This is a genomic window from Paenibacillus protaetiae (genome assembly GCF_004135365.1).
Taxonomy (GTDB): domain Bacteria; phylum Bacillota; class Bacilli; order Paenibacillales; family Paenibacillaceae; genus Paenibacillus_AP; species Paenibacillus_AP protaetiae.
The window spans coordinates 679,305-695,689 of sequence record NZ_CP035492.1 but is presented as its reverse complement, the minus strand read 5'-3'; the positions used below and the strand labels follow the sequence as shown (position 1 = coordinate 695,689).

Annotated in this window: 13 protein-coding genes; 4 read left to right on the top strand and 9 right to left on the bottom strand. The window is 50.5% G+C overall.

Going from position 1 to position 16,385, the window contains the following annotated elements:
- Window positions 1-17 precede the first annotated feature (17 nt).
- Together ET464_RS02950 and ET464_RS02945 are read right to left on the bottom strand one after the other, a co-directional pair.
- Complete coding sequence (locus ET464_RS02950; protein ID WP_129438112.1) at window positions 18-740, bottom strand: hypothetical protein; 723 nt, start codon at window positions 738-740, stop codon at window positions 18-20.
- Window positions 741-848: 108 nt separating this feature from the next.
- Entirely contained in the window at window positions 849-2,837 is a 1,989-nt protein-coding gene (locus ET464_RS02945) for a sensor domain-containing diguanylate cyclase (protein ID WP_244226644.1), read from the bottom strand.
- Window positions 2,838-3,231: 394 nt separating this feature from the next.
- On the opposite strand from ET464_RS02945, the gene rpsD reads away from it, so the two are divergent.
- Window positions 3,232-3,834, top strand: a complete 603-nt coding sequence (rpsD, locus tag ET464_RS02940; protein WP_129438110.1) for a 30S ribosomal protein S4 — start codon at window positions 3,232-3,234, stop codon at window positions 3,832-3,834.
- A 103-nt stretch (window positions 3,835-3,937) separates the two neighbouring features.
- Here rpsD and ET464_RS02935 read toward each other — a convergent pair whose 3' ends face one another.
- The gene (locus tag ET464_RS02935) at window positions 3,938-5,482 is read right to left on the bottom strand and encodes a flotillin lipid rafts scaffold protein FloT (protein WP_129438108.1); all 1,545 of its coding nucleotides are present in this window, start codon (window positions 5,480-5,482) and stop codon (window positions 3,938-3,940) included.
- Window positions 5,483-5,502: 20 nt separating this feature from the next.
- On the bottom strand, window positions 5,503-6,042 hold the full coding sequence (locus ET464_RS02930; RefSeq protein ID WP_129438106.1) for an NfeD family membrane protein: 540 nt from the start codon (window positions 6,040-6,042) through the stop codon (window positions 5,503-5,505).
- A 216-nt stretch (window positions 6,043-6,258) separates the two neighbouring features.
- Between ET464_RS02930 and ET464_RS02925 the strand changes: the two genes are divergently transcribed.
- On the top strand, window positions 6,259-9,348 hold the full coding sequence (locus tag ET464_RS02925) for a transglycosylase domain-containing protein (protein WP_129438104.1): 3,090 nt from the start codon (window positions 6,259-6,261) through the stop codon (window positions 9,346-9,348).
- 206 nt (window positions 9,349-9,554) lie between these two features.
- Here ET464_RS02925 and acsA read toward each other — a convergent pair whose 3' ends face one another.
- Window positions 9,555-11,282: an acetate--CoA ligase gene (gene acsA, locus ET464_RS02920; protein WP_129438102.1), complete on the bottom strand. Its 1,728-nt coding sequence runs from the start codon at window positions 11,280-11,282 to the stop codon at window positions 9,555-9,557.
- Between the two features lie 259 nt (window positions 11,283-11,541).
- Here acsA and ET464_RS02915 point away from each other — a divergent pair, with 259 nt between their 5' ends.
- Window positions 11,542-12,177 (top strand): GNAT family N-acetyltransferase, encoded by a 636-nt coding sequence (locus ET464_RS02915; protein WP_129438100.1) that lies wholly within the window; start codon window positions 11,542-11,544, stop codon window positions 12,175-12,177.
- 25 nt (window positions 12,178-12,202) lie between these two features.
- On the top strand, window positions 12,203-13,417 hold the full coding sequence (locus ET464_RS02910; protein ID WP_129438098.1) for an acetoin utilization protein AcuC: 1,215 nt from the start codon (window positions 12,203-12,205) through the stop codon (window positions 13,415-13,417).
- Window positions 13,418-13,457: 40 nt separating this feature from the next.
- On the opposite strand, the gene ET464_RS02905 is transcribed toward ET464_RS02910, so the two are convergent.
- From ET464_RS02905 to ET464_RS02890, 4 genes are all read right to left on the bottom strand, one after another.
- On the bottom strand, window positions 13,458-14,156 hold the full coding sequence (locus tag ET464_RS02905) for a 5'-methylthioadenosine/adenosylhomocysteine nucleosidase (RefSeq protein WP_129438096.1): 699 nt from the start codon (window positions 14,154-14,156) through the stop codon (window positions 13,458-13,460).
- Window positions 14,156-15,166: a catabolite control protein A gene (ccpA, locus tag ET464_RS02900; protein WP_129438094.1), complete on the bottom strand. Its 1,011-nt coding sequence runs from the start codon at window positions 15,164-15,166 to the stop codon at window positions 14,156-14,158. The genes ET464_RS02905 and ccpA overlap by 1 nt, the downstream gene beginning before the upstream one ends.
- Window positions 15,167-15,330: 164 nt before the next feature.
- On the bottom strand, window positions 15,331-15,747 hold the full coding sequence (locus ET464_RS02895) for a hypothetical protein (RefSeq protein ID WP_129438092.1): 417 nt from the start codon (window positions 15,745-15,747) through the stop codon (window positions 15,331-15,333).
- Between the two features lie 160 nt (window positions 15,748-15,907).
- Complete coding sequence (locus ET464_RS02890; protein ID WP_129438090.1) at window positions 15,908-16,360, bottom strand: VanZ family protein; 453 nt, start codon at window positions 16,358-16,360, stop codon at window positions 15,908-15,910.
- Between the last annotated feature and the right edge of the window lie 25 nt (window positions 16,361-16,385).

Here is a 16,385-nt window from a genome sequence, read left to right as displayed (position 1 = left end):
CCAGCTCTGCGTCCTTTTTATTTTGCACTGCGAATTAGCCGGGGCTTATGCGCTAAGGAATTGGCCGAGCTGAATGAGCTGAAAGTGATATCGGTATTGCGGTTTTCTTCGATGGTTTTCCCTTTTTTGGTATAAGCCGCTTTGGATGTTTCATGCAGCATAATCGGCAGCATCCGGTCGCGGTCGACGATAACCTCATATTCCGAGTTTACTTTCAGCGTGCTCAGCTGTTCATTCAGTGCCTTCTTCGAACGATTGAGCTCCTTGTCCCACGCCGCTTTATAAGGCGCATCCGCCGGAGGCTCATTCAGGCTGATTTGCTCCATCTGCTGGGTTAAATCGTTTTTCCAAATGTTCAAAGCGTCCTCCGGCGAAATTTTGACAATCAAGCTGACTTGAGACGGGTCTTTTGGCTGCTTGCCGAAGCTGACTTGCTTGTTCATATTTTGCATCGCATATAACAGATTGGTCGGTTTTGCATCCGATTCTTGCTCTCCGCTTTGCTTCGCCATACGATGATCAACAACTTGCCCCGAAAATTTGCGCGGACTATAGGAGATGCCGCTCGGAAGCGTCGTCACCGTCTGTCCTGAATACGCAAAAGCATCCATGCCCGCCAAACCGGAAATTGATAAGCTCAGCCATTCATCCGCGTTTCGATTTGCATCGCCGCAGCTCGCCAGACAGCAAACCGCCGCCAGCGCCACGACGGCACTCGCTACTTTTTGAAGTGTTCCCACTGCTCCCTGCCTCCTCCAGCATTCCATCATGGTTCTAATTTGCCCTGCCATGACGTTTCCTTATACAACTGAGGCTCTTCTCTTCTGCCGGGACCGGAGTTGCGGCTGCTAATATCTAATAAAAAAACGCTGCAGCAGCAGCGTTTGGGGCCGTAACGGGCATCGAAGCGACCTGCTCGCTTGATCATCCCGTACGAATGCAGATTTGGTTTTTCCCTTTATGTTTGGCTTCATATAAGGCCATGTCCGCCCGGTAAAACAAAGATTCGACGCTAATCTTCTCATGTTCGAACGTCCACTCCGATACGCCGCAAGATACCGATACTTCCGGCAGCGTCTCTTCTTGAACACGGGTCCGAATCCGTTCCGCAATGCGGTAAGCCTGATCCGACGGGATGCCCGGCAAGTAGATGGCCAGCTCTTCCCCGCCCATCTTGCCGCAATATCGCCTTGGCGAATACTCGCTTTTATAATTTCGCTGACCTGCACCAATATCCGGTCGCCCACTTGATGGCCGAACGTATCGTTCACCTGTTTGAAATAATCAATATCCACCAGGATAAGTGAACCTAATGTATCTTTCCGCTGGCGGCTTTGAATCTGCTCATTCAAATAATGGCGCGCATGAAGGCCGGTTAACGTATCCGTAATGACCATACGCCGCACTTCCGCATGCAGCGAAGCATTCGTCACCGCAAGACCGATATGTGTGGAAATAACCTGGAGCAGCTTATAATTGTCGTAAGAGAAATAGTTCGGATCGTTATGCATCGTCATGACAACGCCAGCTACTTCATTCTCGATCAAAATCGGCGATGCAATCAGCGATCGCGCACCCGTCTGATCCATCAGCGCAGAATCCACCACTCGCGTTTGCCAGTAGTCTGAAATAATGATCGGTTCCTTCGTTCGGCAGACGATGCCGCTAAAGCCGTAGTCCGGCAAAAAGTTGAATTCGCTCATAGCCGGGATGTTGCTGCTCATTACCGTAAAACGGCCCTGCCGTTTGTCGAGCTGGAGAACACAACAATAATCCGCATTAAAAATTCGAAGCAGCTCCGTTGTGACATAATTAAAAATTTTGCTCAGCTTCAACGACTGGTTGAGCTGCTTCGCCAGCTCGTTAATTAAACGGAGCTCGTCGATCATCACATTGGACTGCTCATACAGCCTTGCATTCTCGAAAGCCGTTCCGCCCGAATCCGCCAGCAGCATAAAGGAAGCCATATGGGCTTCATCCCATTCATCAGGAGCAAAAGCAGCGCACAAGACGCCATAATTGGCCTGCTTGCCCGACATTGGCAGAGCGATATCTACGGAGCCGTCCGGCCGGCGCTCCATTACGCGGCGTCCTTCGAGAAAAGCTTTGGCAACCAGATCATGGGTTGTATTTTTGAACATTAAAGGTTTGACACGCGGGTCTTCATGCCGGTAATCCTGGGATAAAAACAGCAGCACCTCGGCGCGGGGGTAAAAAGCTGCCAGGCTGGCAAGCAGCTCCGTCAAAACGGCCGATACTTCGAACTGATCGTACAGCCGCTTGGCAGCCAGGTGCAACGTTTCGTTGGCTGACGCTTTTTGAACGGTCTGCTGCAGCTCCGCTTCCAGTTCGCGAATATGCAGCCGGTCCAGCAGCCGGTAAAAGCAGCTGCGCCACCACTTAGCTCCAAGCTGAACAACCTGGCCGTCCGGCAGCCCGCCGGATTCGGTGGCTGCAATCCAATAGATGGACGCAGGTTCGGAGGCCGGCAGCTTGATTTCGATAACAGCCGCGTCCAATCCGTGCGCATTTATAAGATGAATCTGTCCCGGCTCATCGTGATTGAACTGGCCCCTCATTGTCCGGATAGACCGGGTTGCTATATCTGCCGCCGAAGAAGAGCCGTTCCATCCGCTCAGCTCGCCGGACGGGTCGAGAAGCATAATTGTAACATGCTGAAACAGCGGCAGTTCCGCCGCTTCATTTACCCATTCTTTATAACTTTCCGCGAGCAACGAGCGCGCCGCCGGCTTGTCCGTTTCCCATAGGCGCGCGAACTTCTCATCCTGCACCGGACCGGAGGCAGACGGTCCGTTTTCTCTTCTACCGCTCTTCATATGTAACACCCAGCCCTTCTCTCTTGTACCAAGGAGCCAGCCAATGATTAATGGAAACTTTTATAATATAAGTATCATACTGCATTCTTAAGAATTTTGCACTATATCTGATGAAGATTATAGGACTTTAGTTCCTGTTTTCGCAGGAAAAAGTCAGCTGCTTCTGGAAGCTTTCGCCGACCGCTTCTCCTTGACATTACACCTCAAATTCATATAATATCAATAGATGAATGCATGGGCAAATCGTTTTGTGTCACCCTCATGATTGCAATTCGCTGACGGGCCAGCGGCTGAACTGTCCTTCAGGCGGCATTTATGCTGCATAGAATGCAATCGGCGAAACCTAACCCCATTCTCAAAATACTTTTCTTTGATGAAGGAGTTAATACGACACATGGCACGTTATACCGGACCTAAATTTAAACTGAGCCGCCGCCTTGGCATTTCCCTGAGCGGTACTGGCAAAGAACTTGCAAAACGCCCATTCCCTCCAGGCCAACATGGCCCTAACCAACGCAGAAAGCTGAGCGGTTATGGCGTTCAATTGCAAGAAAAACAAAAACTTCGCCTGATGTACGGCTTGGGCGAAAAACAATTCCGCAACCTGTTTGACAAAGCTACGAAACTGAAAGGTATCTCCGGCGAAAACTTCATGATCTTGCTTGAAAGCCGTCTGGACAACCTTGTGTTCCGTCTTGGCCTTGCAAACTCCCGCGCCGGTGCTCGCCAATTGGTATCGCACGGTCACGTTACGGTAAACGGCAAAAAAGTAGACATCGCTTCTTACACGGTTTCCGTAGGCGACGTAATCGGCCTGCGTGAACGCAGCCGCGGTCTGAAATCGATCAAGGAAGCTCGTGAAGGCTTGCATCACCTTCCGAACTACCTCGAGTTCAACGACACGTCGATGGAAGGCAAATTCGTTCGCCTGCCAGAACGTGCTGAGCTGTCGCAAGAGATCGACGAAAAACAAATCGTCGAGTTCTACAGCCGTTAATGACAAAACCCCTGCTGATCCTAGGATCAGCAGGGGTTTTTCATTTTCGTACGCTGCTCATTTATCCTGCAGCGCACCTTGATTTGGATGCAATTCTTTATGCTTAAGCTTCCGGCGCAGGCGGTACTGCAGCAGCCGGCGACGGAGCAGCGCCAGCTGGCGCCGCCAGAACCGCGGATGACTTACGGGCAGGAGCAGAAACCGCCTTGCTGGTCAGCCCTTGAATCAAGGCGTTCACATCAAGCCCGGATACGCTCTTCAACATCTCCGGCGCTGTCGCCATAAGCGAAGTGACGTAATTGCTCACCCGCGCGGCTCCTTCACCGTTGCCGGTATCCACAACGGTCAGCTTATCAATGGCGGCGATTGGCTCAGCCACTTTGCCGGCAAGCTCCGGCAGCATCCGCACAACGATGTCGAGAACGGCCGCTTCGCCAAATTTGCCGAACGCTTCGGCGAGCTTTTCTTTCGCTTCCGCTTCCGCCAAGCCGCGCAGCCGGACAACCTCCGCTTCTGCGGTACCCTTCGCTCTCTCGGCTTCCGCAATTGCGAGGCCCTCCAGCTTTTTTTGCTCGGCGAGCGCTCTTGCTTCCGCTTCAATCCGGTACTGCAGCGCGTCAGCCTCGCGCAGACGTTTCTCCTTATCAGCCTCCGCTGCCTGTATAACGGCATAACGGTCGGCGTCGGCCTTCTTCTTCACTTCTGCATCATATTGCTTCTCGCGGCGTAAAATTTCTTTTTCCTCAATGTCGATTTCCCGTTCCTTGCGGACAATTTCGACGCGCATTTGTTCTTCGACCACGCTTTGCTTCGCCCGCGCTTCATGGATCGAATACGCCTGGTCCGCTTCCGCCCGCGCCATATCCTGCTCTTTCTTAAATGAAGCAACCTTCATTTCTTTTTCTTTCGACGCTTCCGCAATATTCGTGTCACGCAGCAGCTCGGCTTTTTGCCCTTCTTCCTCCGCGCGAGCCTTCTGGATCCGGGAATCCCGGATCGCTTCCGCTTCCGCGATATCGGCATCCCGTTTCACCGCTGCGATTCTCGGCTTGCCGAGCGCATCCAGATAGCCATGTTTGTCGCGCAAATCTTTGATTGTAAACGATACAATCTGCAGCCCCATCTTCTTCAAATCCTTTGCCGCAACGCCCTGCACCTCCTGTGCAAACTTGTCGCGGTTGCGGTATACTTCCTCAACGGTCATCGTGCCAAGAATGGCACGCAGATGGCCTTCCAGCACTTCCTGCGCTTCGCTTTTCAGCGCTTCAACCGGCTTGCCCATAAATTGCTCGGCTGCTGTCGCTACGTCTTCAACTACACCGCCGATTTTGATGATAGCAACGCCGTCCGCCATAACCGGAACACCTTGTTCCGTATAAACTTCAGGCGTAGAGACATCCAATTTATGGGATAATAACGATAAAAATTCCGATTTTTGGAAAATAGGAAGAATAAATGCGCCGCCGCCCCGCACAATTTTAATGCGTCGGCCTGTCTCATCAACTGCTACATTTTTGCTGCCTAAAAATGAACCCGTCACAATCATCGCCTCATCCGGGCTTACCGTCTTGTAACGCGCCCAGAATGCAAGCGCCAGTACAACCAACACCCCTATTACGATAACCGGTACAACCATATACTGCTCCATTTATCCAGCTCCTTTGCCGCTTATTGAATTTGTCCCAAGTCCAGCTCCGAAACATACAGCGTATCCTCTTTTACTTCAACTACGACAACCCGGGCACCGCCGGGAATAGGCTTCCCTTCGAAACTGGCCGCAATCTGGTTCGTATATCCCGCCCCAGCCTTAACCAGCACTTCGCCGTAGCCCTGTTCAGGTATGGGGGTTATGACTTCGGCCAAAGCGCCCGTGAACTCCCGAAGGGAATAAGCGATGGAGTTTTCGCTGTTTTTCATCGGCCGGACATATAGGAAAAACAGAGCGCCGCTTACAACTGCCGCAATGACAAGCGCCAGAACGATTACGGCTAATGCTCCAAGCGAAGAATATTGCCGCAGCAGCAGCCCTGCGCCGCCGAATACCGTAATGCCGCCTACAATGGTGGTAGGTTCCGCCCACGGATGGCCGTCCCATGATAAAAACTCAAACATGCCGTCAATTGCTTGGCTGATCCCGTCTCCAAATACGACGAACACAATCGCATATAACGCGCCGCCAATCAAACACCCCCATAATAACGCCTCCATTTCCTCCTCCTTTCTCATCTCCCATTAATTGTTATATCTTACTCTTTAATACGCCTATTTCCCCGTATAGTTTCACCTTGCAACAAATTCATTTGGGCGAACGTTTATTTGGAGAGAACTCCCGCTTAGAAGCTGGTTTTCGATTTCCGCTCCCGCTATTCCTAAGACCAATTTATTGCTATAATAGATCTGTTATTCAGAGGAGGAGTTATGCATATGCAGGAAGATCGCAAGCCATCGCCGCCTCGTAAAGGCAAATGGCGAACGTTCGGAATCGTTTCTCTCATTACAGTCAAGTGGCTGGTCTATTTCGCAATTTTTATCGCTTTATTAGTCGGAGGTGCTTTAACCGGATATGTAGCAGCCCTCGTCAAAGATGAACCGGTAAGACCAAGAGCCTTAATTGAAGAAAAAGTAAATGAAAACTCGATAACAGGCTTTGTGTATTTTAATGACGGCTCGCTTGTCGGCCAGCTTCGAACCGAAGAGGACAGGCTTCCGATCACCTATGAGGACTTGCCGCAAAATGTAATTAATGCCGTTGTTGCAACCGAAGACAACAATTTCTTCGAGCATCATGGCGTTGATATCAGCGGTCTTGGACGGGCTGTGAAACAAAAGCTCTTGAATGAAGATACGCAAACCGGCGGCAGCACCCTTACTCAGCAGCTGGCGCGCCGCGTATTTTTAAGTCTGGATAAAACCGATTCCCGCAAAGTAAAAGAAATTTTTCTCGCTTTGCGCATGGAGCGTTATTTGACGAAGCCGGAAATATTAACCGCTTATCTGAATAAAGTTCCGTTTGGCAACGGCTCTACAGGTTATAACCTTTACGGCATTAAAGCCGCAGCAAAGGGCATTTTTAATATCGACGACTTGAAGTCGTTAAATATTGCGCAAGCAGCTTATTTGGCGGGGCTGCCGCAGCGCCCTTCCGCTTACACCGCTTTTACAAGCAAAGGCGAATTTAACGAGGACGGATTTAAGCTTGCCGTTGAACGCCAAGGTACAGTTCTGACCCGCATGCTGGAGACCGGAAGAATTACGCAGGCCGAATATGATGAGGCCAAAGCGTTTGACCTCCGCTCGTCGCTGGCCAAGCCTGCGAAAAAAGCGTACACCACGTACCCTTACCTGATGCTGGAGTCCGAACGCGAAGCTGCTCAAATTTTGTTGCTTCAGCAAAACAAAACGCTTACGCAAGCTGATCTGAGCAAACCGGAGAACGCAACACTGCTGGAGGAATCCCGAGAGCAGCTGCTGCATGCCGGTTATCATATTTACACAACAATCGACCCGGCGGTATATCAAATTATGCAGGGCATCTCGTCCAACCCGGATAACTTCTCGCCCGACAGTAAAACCAAAGGGATGGAGCAAACGGCTGCCGTTATGATCGACCATAAAACCGGCGCTATTCTGGGCATGATTGAAGGACGAGACTTCTATGAAGAGCAAATGAACTTTGCGACTCAAATGACAAGGCAGCCGGGCTCGGCCATGAAAGTGCTCGCCGCTTATTTGCCTGCGATTGATAAAGGCATGATTCAGCCGGCCAGCATTTTGGACGACTCGCCGATGGTGCTGAAGGACGGGCAAAAAGGATTCCATATCCCGAAAAACTCGAACGATAACTACCGGGGCCTCGTAACAGCACGCGATGCGCTTAACCGGTCGCTGAACCTGCCGGCGCTAAAAATTTTCAACGATAAAGTAACCATCAAAAACGCATGGGATTTTGTCCGTAATCTGGGCATCACAACCTTGCAGCCTGAAGATGAATATGCTCAAACCGGCGTAATCGGGGGCTTGAGCAAAGGCGTTACCGTTGAAGAGATGACCAATGCCTACGGTTCCATTCCGAATAACGGCGTCTTTAACGATGCATATATGATTGACCATATTACGGATGCCGACGGCAATATCGTTTATCAGCATCAAGCGGCGCCGAAGAAAGTGTTCTCCGAGCAAACCGCATTCCTGATGACGGACATGCTTCGTACCGTTGTCTCCAGCTCGGCTGGCACGGCACATTCGCTTGTAAGCGACTTTAAAAATTATAAAAAGATTCCGATTGCCGGCAAAACAGGAACAACCCAAAGCTATGGCGACGTCTGGTTTATGGGCTTCACGCCGGACATTACGCTTGGCGTTTGGGCCGGCTACGAGAAACAAGCTTACTCGCTGTCCGACAGCGGCAAAAAACGCGCCCGTTCCATTTGGGCGGATATTATGAATGAAGTAACCAGCAAGAAACCGGATTTGTTCCCGACCAAGGAGTTCAGTCAGCCTTCCGGTATTGTGAAAGCGACTGTTTCGAGCGCCAGCGGGCTTCTTCCAAGCCAGCTTGCCAAAGATTCCGGCATGCTCGTAACGGATTGGTTCAACAAGCCATTTATACCGACCAAAACGGATGAATCGTTAGTTAACATGCAAATTGTAACGTATAACGGCGTGAACTATATTCCAAATCCGGCGACGCCTGCCGACATGACGCAGCAAAAGCTGCTCATTAAACGTGAGAAGCCGCTGGATGAGCTGATGGATGAAATTCAAGCCGCTCAAGACAAGCTGCCGGCAAGCAGCCGCCGCAACATGTCCTATTACTTGCCGATGGACGCAGACAAATCAGCGCCTTCCAAGCAGGACCCAAGAACGGACGACGGTCAGCCTCCTGCAGCGCCAACCAATGTAGCAATTAACGCCAGCGGCGGCAACGTGACCATTAGTTTTGCAGCCAGCACATCCGAGGATGTTGTAGGTTACCGGGTTTATGAAACGACGGACGGCGTAAGCTTCCAGCAGGCCGGCAATTCGATTCTTGCAGGCAATCCTTACGAGACCACGATCTCATTAAGCGGAATGCAAGCAGCCGCTTTCTATGTCAAAGCAGTGGATGTGGCTGGCCATGAATCGTCACCAAGCACGACCGTGCAATACGGCGGTATTTTAACTCCGCCAACGATGCCTCCTGCGGGAGACGGCAACGGTGAAGACAGCCCTGAGACTACTCCTGGCGGTAATAACCATTCCGGCACGGATATGACGGCGCCTGACGCCCCATCCGGGCTGCATGCAACAAACAGCGGATCCAGCTACCATGTGACCTGGAATGCGAATGCCGCCGGAGAATCGGTCATTGAATACAATGTTTATTTCAAAGGGAAAGACGGCGACTTTAAGCTGATCTCGTCCGTATCGGACCCTTCGGTGGATATCCAAGCTCCAATGGGCGGTTCCGTATATGTAACAGCCAAAAACTTATGGGGAGAGTCCTCCCCTTCCAAATCCATTAACCTTCAATAAGACGGATCGTCACCTACCGTAGTCTCGGGTGTGTGGCAGTCCATTCAAAACAAAGAAGCTTCTCCCTTTCTTAGGAAAAGGAAGAAGCTTCTTTGTTTTGAATTTTATCTATTTCCCTGACCTTGCTGCTGCTGCAATCGCGTTTCAGCAAAAAGCGCTGCAGGCGGAAATCCATCCGCTTGCAGCGCTGCTGCCTTTCGGCCCTATCAGTCGTCTTCGATTGTGGACAAATCGCCCGTAGGCAGGTTCAGCTCCCACGCTTTTAATACGCGGCGCATAATTTTTCCGCTTCTCGTTTTAGGAAGTTTATCTTTAAATTCGATCTCCCTTGGCGCAGCATGTGCGGACAAACCGATTTTGACAAACTTCGAAATATCTTGTTTAAGCTCTTCGGACGGTGAATAGCCTTCACGAAGCGCAATAAATGCTTTAATAATTTCACCGCGCATCGGATCCGGTTTGCCGATAACGCCTGCTTCGGCTACCGCCGGATGTTCAACCAGCTTGCTTTCTACTTCAAACGGCCCTATGCGCTCGCCTGACGTATTAATAACATCATCGATCCGGCCCTGGAACCAAAAATAGCCGTCTTCGTCCATATAAGCCGAGTCGCCGGAAATATACCAGCCTTGCAAGCGGAAATACTCTTCGTATTTGGCAGGGTTTTTCCAAATTTTGCGCATCATGGACGGCCATGGCGTCTTTACGGCCAGATTGCCCATCCGGTATGGAGGCACTTCATTGCCATTATCGTCGATAATAGCCGCTTGAATGCCCGGCAGCGGCTTGCCCATGGAGCCGGGTTTAATATCCATTGACGGATAATTGCAAATGAGCTGGCCGCCGGTCTCCGTCATCCACCACGTATCGTGGATGCGCTGGTTGTATACTTTAAGCCCCCAGCGGACGACTTCCGGATTAAGCGGCTCGCCTACGCTAAGCACATGGCGCAGCTTGCTCAGGTCAAATTGGGATACAACATCGTCTCCTGCTCCCATCAGCATGCGGAACGCCGTTGGCGCGCTGTACCATACGGTCACGCCGTATTTTTGCAATGTGCCGTACCAGTCTGCGGGGCTAAACCGTCCTCCGCGAATAACATTGGTAACACCGTTCAGCCATGGGGCAAAAATACCGTAGGAGGTACCGGTTACCCAGCCCGGGTCGGCCGTACACCAATAGATGTCGTCCTCCTTCAAATCTAGGACAACCTTGCCTGTATAATAATGTTGGATCATTGCATTTTGAACATGGTAAACGCCTTTCGGCTTGCCGGTAGACCCGGACGTATAATGCAGGATCAGCCCGTCCTCACGGTCCAGCCATTCGATGTCGCATTGATCGGAAACTTGCGCCATCTCCGCTTTAAAATCAACGATTCCTTCCCCTGCCGGTACCTCGTCGCCAACTACAATGATCTGTTTCAGATCAGGAAGCTCCTCGCGGCGGATACGTCCAAGCAGAGCCGGCGTCGTCACAATGGCAGCCGCTTCGCTGTCCAGCAAACGGTCCTTAACGGCCGTTTCCATAAACGCTTCAAACAGCGGACCGACAACTGCACCAATCTTGAAAGCGCCCAGCGCTGCAAAATAAAGCTCCGGCGTACGCGGCATAAATATAAAGACGCGGTCTCCTTTGGCAAGACCAAACTTGCGCAGCACGTTAGCAAACCGGTCGGATTGTTCTTTTAACTGTGCAAACGTATACGATTCATCGCGGGCAGAATCGCTATAATACAATGCGATTTTATTGCCGCGCCCTTCTTCAACATGGCGGTCAATTGCTTCATAGGCCATATTAACTTTGCCCGTCGTGTACCAGGAAAATTGTTTTTCTATTTCCTTCCAGTCAAAGGAAGCCGCTGTTTCTTCGTAGTTAAGCAAGTTGGAATGTTTCGCTACAGCAGGAATACGTTCTTGATGCAAGTTGATCATACACTATCACTCTCCCATTAAAATCATGCAATTTTAATTAAGGTATGCGCTTACAAACAAGTCATCACCCCATGCTGGCACATGGATTGATATCGATTATTGCCCATCTTGCTAAAAAATTCACTTAACCGCCACATGTCTCATTATACCATATCCGCTTTTAAAGGAGCTATGCTTTTCATTAGTACCATAGTTTGTTATAACCAAGATAGCCAGACCATGATAGGAAGCGTAATGGCTGGAAAGGAGGCCACCGACATTGGAACATCGGAAGCGCTTTAGACAGCTGCCGCTGCTGCTTCCGGACGGGCGGGAGCTTTTTTTGGAAGGGCCGGTGCCGTCTGAACGTTTGAAGCAAATGTCCATGCACGACGACCTTGACGCATTTCGCAGGCCTAAAGACCAGCATGAGGCTCTGATTGAAATTGCCGAGCTGGAAGAAGGGCGTATCATTATTGCGCGTGAAAATAGCCTTATCGTCGGTTATGTCACGTTCCATTATCCCGATGAACTGGAGCGCTGGTCCGAAGGCGGCATGGAAGATTTAATTGAATTAGGAGCCATCGAAGTTGCCGGCAGCTACCGCTCTTTCGGGCTGGGCAAGCGAATGATTCAGCTTGCGTTTGAGGACGGCCAGCTGGAGAACGCGATTGTCTACACAACGGAATATTATTGGCATTGGGACTTGGAGGGCACAAAACTAAGCGTATGGGACTATCGTAAAATGATGGAGCATTTGATGAAATCCGTAGGTATGGTTTGGTTTGCGACAGATGATCCCGAAATTTGCTCCCATCCCGCCAATTGTCTTATGGTGCGCATTGGCAAAGAGGTGCCTTTGCAATCGGTCGAACAATTTGACCGGGTCCGGTTCAGACAGCGATTTATGTATTAATCCGCAGAGAGGAAATGAAAGCGTTATGCCATACGATGCTGTTTTCGTTCATCATCCGGATTCTGCCCGCTATCAATTTGCGGTTCACCATCCATTTGACCCGCTTCGTTTAACGTTATCACAAGATCTGTTATCGAAAACAGGCGCGCTGCCGGCACAACTGATGATGCAGCCCTCCGCCTGTTCCGATGAAGAGACCGAACGCCTGCTGCGCCTCGTTCACCGAGACGATTACATCGGCATCGTACGCCAGCTCAGCTCGAAAGCGCCGCCGCAAAACGTTATCGCGCAAGCTGAGCAATATGGCCTTGGCACAGAGGATACGCCTTATTTTGAAGGCATGCATGACGCTGCGGCAGCGATTGTTGCCGGCTCCACTGCAGCAGCGGACGCGGTTATGAAAGGACATGCCGCTCATGCCTACCATATGGGCGGAGGGCTGCATCACGGCTTTCCGCATAAAGCAGCCGGATTTTGCGTCTATAACGATACGGCTATCACAATCAAACATTTGCAAGCCCGCTATGGCGCAAGGGTATTGTACATCGACACCGATGTCCATCATGGCGATGGCGTCCAGTGGGCCTTTTACGATGATCCGGATATATGTACATATTCCATTCATGAAACAGGCAAATATTTGTTTCCGGGAACCGGCTTCGTTTATGAAAAAGGCTCCGACCGCGGCTTCGGAGCAACGTTTAATATTCCGCTTGAGCCTTATACGGAAGACGATTCCTGGATTGAAAGCTTTCAGTCAACCATCGGCAAAGTAGCGAAAGCTTTCAAGCCGGACATTATCGTCAGCCAACATGGCTGCGACGCTCATGCGTTTGACCCTTTATCTCATATGTATTGCAGCACTCGTATCTATTACACAATCCCCAAATTGATTCATGAGCTTGCGCATCAATATGCTGGCGGACGCTGGGTCGCCCTTGGCGGCGGCGGTTATGACATATGGCGCGTAGTGCCCCGCGCCTGGGCGCTCGTATGGCTTGCGATGACAGATCACCCGCTTATTGCCGAGATCGGCGCAGACGAGTCTTCACGCCGCGGCGGGGCTGTGCCAACCGTCCGGCTGCCTTCCTCCTGGACGGAAGCGTGGGCTGCCCAAAGCCCGGTTCCATTGCCTCTGTATTGGATGGACGATTTAAGCGAGGTTCCGCCTATTCCGCGCCGGGCGGAAATCGAACGCAAAAACCGCGATATTTGCCAAATCGCGGTTCAGGACTTATAACGTAAAACAACCCGCCTATGCTTCACATAGGCGGGTTGTTTTACATATTTTTAACCATTTCTTCAATCATCGTATAAGAATGATTAGCTGCCTGAATCGTAAATTCGGCAAAATTAATATGTGCGGAACCATCCGCTTTATCCGACATGGAGCGAATCACAACAAACGGCGTATTGTTCATATCGCATACTTGGGCAACCGCCGCGCCTTCCATTTCGGCGCATGCTCCGTTCATCGACTCGTATAAATCGTGCACGATTTCACGGCTTGCAATAAACTGATCGCCGGACAGCACCTTGCCAACGAGCGTTCGTCCGGCAAAATGCTTGTCTCCCGCTTGCACAGCAAGCTCCACCAGCTTGGGGTCCGCCGCAAATTCCGAGCGTTCCTGATAAGGAATTACGCCACGCTTATAGCCAAGCGGCGTCACGTCCATATCATGCTGCATACAGGTTGATGAAACGACAATATCGCCGATATTGAGCGTAGGATCAAGCGCTCCGGCTACGCCGGTAAACAATACACAATCTGCTCCCAGATGAATAAGCAGCTGGGTGCAAACGGCTGCGTTTACTTTACCGACGCCCGACTTGCAAAAAATAACCGGTTTCCCATGCAAAGTGCCTTCGTAGTACGTAATCCCGGCACCGGCCGTTTCGCTTGATACTTGCACATGTTGATGCAGCAGTTCAATCTCTTCTGCCATGGCACCAATAATGCCGATTGTGCCGTAACCCATTATTTCGAAATTCCTCCAACCGATTGGCGTTCCACGATTTCATGCGGAAGCACAACCGTGCCGCGCTCCACATTCTCTTTCTTCATCAGCTTCGTCAGCAGACGCATCGAAACCGCGCCGATGTCATACATCGGCTGCGCTACAGCCGTAAGCTGCGGACGAACCATCGACGCCATACGGCTGTTGTCCACACTGATGACCGAAATATCTTCCGGTACATGAAGACCGGAATCTTGAATGCAATGAATCGCGCCGATTGCCATTTCGTCCGTTGCAGCAAAAACAGCCGTCGGACGATCAGCCAGCTCTACGAAATATTTCATCGCTTCAACGCCGGACTCGTAACGGTAGTTGCCTACGCGGACGATTTCGTCGTCATACGGCAAACCTGCATCCTGCAGAGCGCGTTTGTAGCCTTGGAAACGGGCATAGCCGTTTGCAGGATCCTGCAGCGTGCCGCTGATCATCGCAATCCGTGTATGACCGTTGCTGATCAGTTTGCCGACCGCATCGTATGCGGCAGCCTCGTGGTCAATATCAACGGAAGGGATTTGCCCCTTCTCGTCCGTTGTCGCACAAAGCACGATCGGCACATTAGCGGTGCGAAACGCTTGCTCATGCTCTTCGGTTACGGCGCCGCCCATAAAGAGGAGCCCGTCCACTTGTTTTTCAAGCAGCGTATTAATAACCCGGATTTCTTTTTCTTTTTTCTTATCCGCGTTACACAAGATAATATTATAATGGTACATATTCGCTATATCTTCGATTCCGCGAGCAACCTCGGCAAAAATCGAGTTGGAGATATCAGGAATAACGACGCCAACCGTCGTTGTTTTTTTGCTTGCCAATCCGCGTGCAACTGCGTTCGGCCGATAGCCGAGGCGTTCGATCGCTTCATATACTTTTTTGCGAGTAGCGGGCTTTACGTTCGGATTGTTGTTGACAACCCGGGATACCGTAGCCATTGATACTCCTGCTTCTCTTGCTACATCATAAATGGTTACCGTCACGGATCTTCTCTCCATTACCCTCAAATTTTTATTTTCGCACGCTGCATATTAGAATAATCATACGACAAAATATTACTTTAATCAATGTTGACGCATGTTTATCTGAAAGCGATGTAACGATTTGTCATTCGAGATTAGGATTCCGTGTTCCGTGACCGCTTTCATTATGTATGCAGCACTTTTCGGCTAAGCTGTCCAAGGCGTTTGTTCAAATCTTCCATCCATGCCTGATCGTTTAATGACTGGGCCAGCAAATACAGATCCAATAATTCATCCACTCTGGCCTGAGCAAGGTGCCGGACCACCGATTCATCCGGAAGCTTCCGGCGGCTTTCGCTTGCTTCTACTAGCAAATTTGCCCATTCATTGCATTCATTAAACAAAAAGGTTTGTTTCGCAGGTTCGGCGCCAAGCTGCGATATCAGCCCGGTCAAGTCCGGCTTGACCTCCGGGATGACTTCGCTTCGGGTGCAGGCCGAGCAAGAAAAAATCGGAACGTTGTCAATTTCCACTTTGCCTGAATAAATCACAGTGCGCAATTTCATTTTCATCGAATTGCCGCAAGAACAAGTCTTTTGCACATTTGTCCTCTCCTTCGTACAGAAGCTGCAAGAGCCGCCTCATACCGAGCATTTCTGAAACACACGGATAAATAATTCGACCTTTTTTGCAGAAACCCTGCTTGCGGCGGTTTGTAAATTTTTCAAAAAAAATACCCTTTACTGGCTTTAATCCAGCTGGTTACCGCGTGCGGTTTAGCCGCTTCAGCTTCCGCCACCATTGTTGCAGTGCCGGCACCATGATCAGCAGCACCATAATGGAAGCGCCGATCATATCGTTGCGGATATCATGCCAGTCCGACGAGCGGCCGTCGACAAACGATTGATGGTATTCATCCGTTACGCCGTACAAACCGCACAGCAGAATTATGCCGATTTTGAATCCGGCTTTCTGCGCCTTCGCTCCGAATCCGTAATCCAACGTTGCAGCAAGCACAAAATAAGAAATAAAATGGCCCCAGTTAAAATCCTGCATTTGCGGGAAAAAGTGATGGAAAAACGGCAGGAACGAATTGACGTCATCTCCTGTACGGGACGAAAGAAAAAAAATAACAGCCATCCAGACAACTGCCGGAAGCCACCGGACAATCCGCCATGACGATCCGCTGCTTTGATGATCCTCAACCTGTTTCATAAAAATGCTCCTTTTAAGCAAGAAA

Coding starts and splice junctions, on each gene's coding strand:
- ET464_RS02945 (WP_244226644.1), bottom strand. CDS start 2,837: ATGAAGAGCGGTAGAAGAGAAAACGGACCGTCTGCCTCCGGTCCGGTG.
- rpsD (WP_129438110.1), top strand. CDS start 3,232: ATGGCACGTTATACCGGACCTAAATTTAAACTGAGCCGCCGCCTTGGC.
- ET464_RS02935 (WP_129438108.1), bottom strand. CDS start 5,482: ATGGAGCAGTATATGGTTGTACCGGTTATCGTAATAGGGGTGTTGGTT.
- ET464_RS02930 (WP_129438106.1), bottom strand. CDS start 6,042: ATGGAGGCGTTATTATGGGGGTGTTTGATTGGCGGCGCGTTATATGCG.
- ET464_RS02925 (WP_129438104.1), top strand. CDS start 6,259: ATGCAGGAAGATCGCAAGCCATCGCCGCCTCGTAAAGGCAAATGGCGA.
- acsA (WP_129438102.1), bottom strand. CDS start 11,282: ATGATCAACTTGCATCAAGAACGTATTCCTGCTGTAGCGAAACATTCC.
- ET464_RS02910 (WP_129438098.1), top strand. CDS start 12,203: ATGCCATACGATGCTGTTTTCGTTCATCATCCGGATTCTGCCCGCTAT.
- ET464_RS02905 (WP_129438096.1), bottom strand. CDS start 14,156: ATGGGTTACGGCACAATCGGCATTATTGGTGCCATGGCAGAAGAGATT.
- ET464_RS02890 (WP_129438090.1), bottom strand. CDS start 16,360: ATGAAACAGGTTGAGGATCATCAAAGCAGCGGATCGTCATGGCGGATT.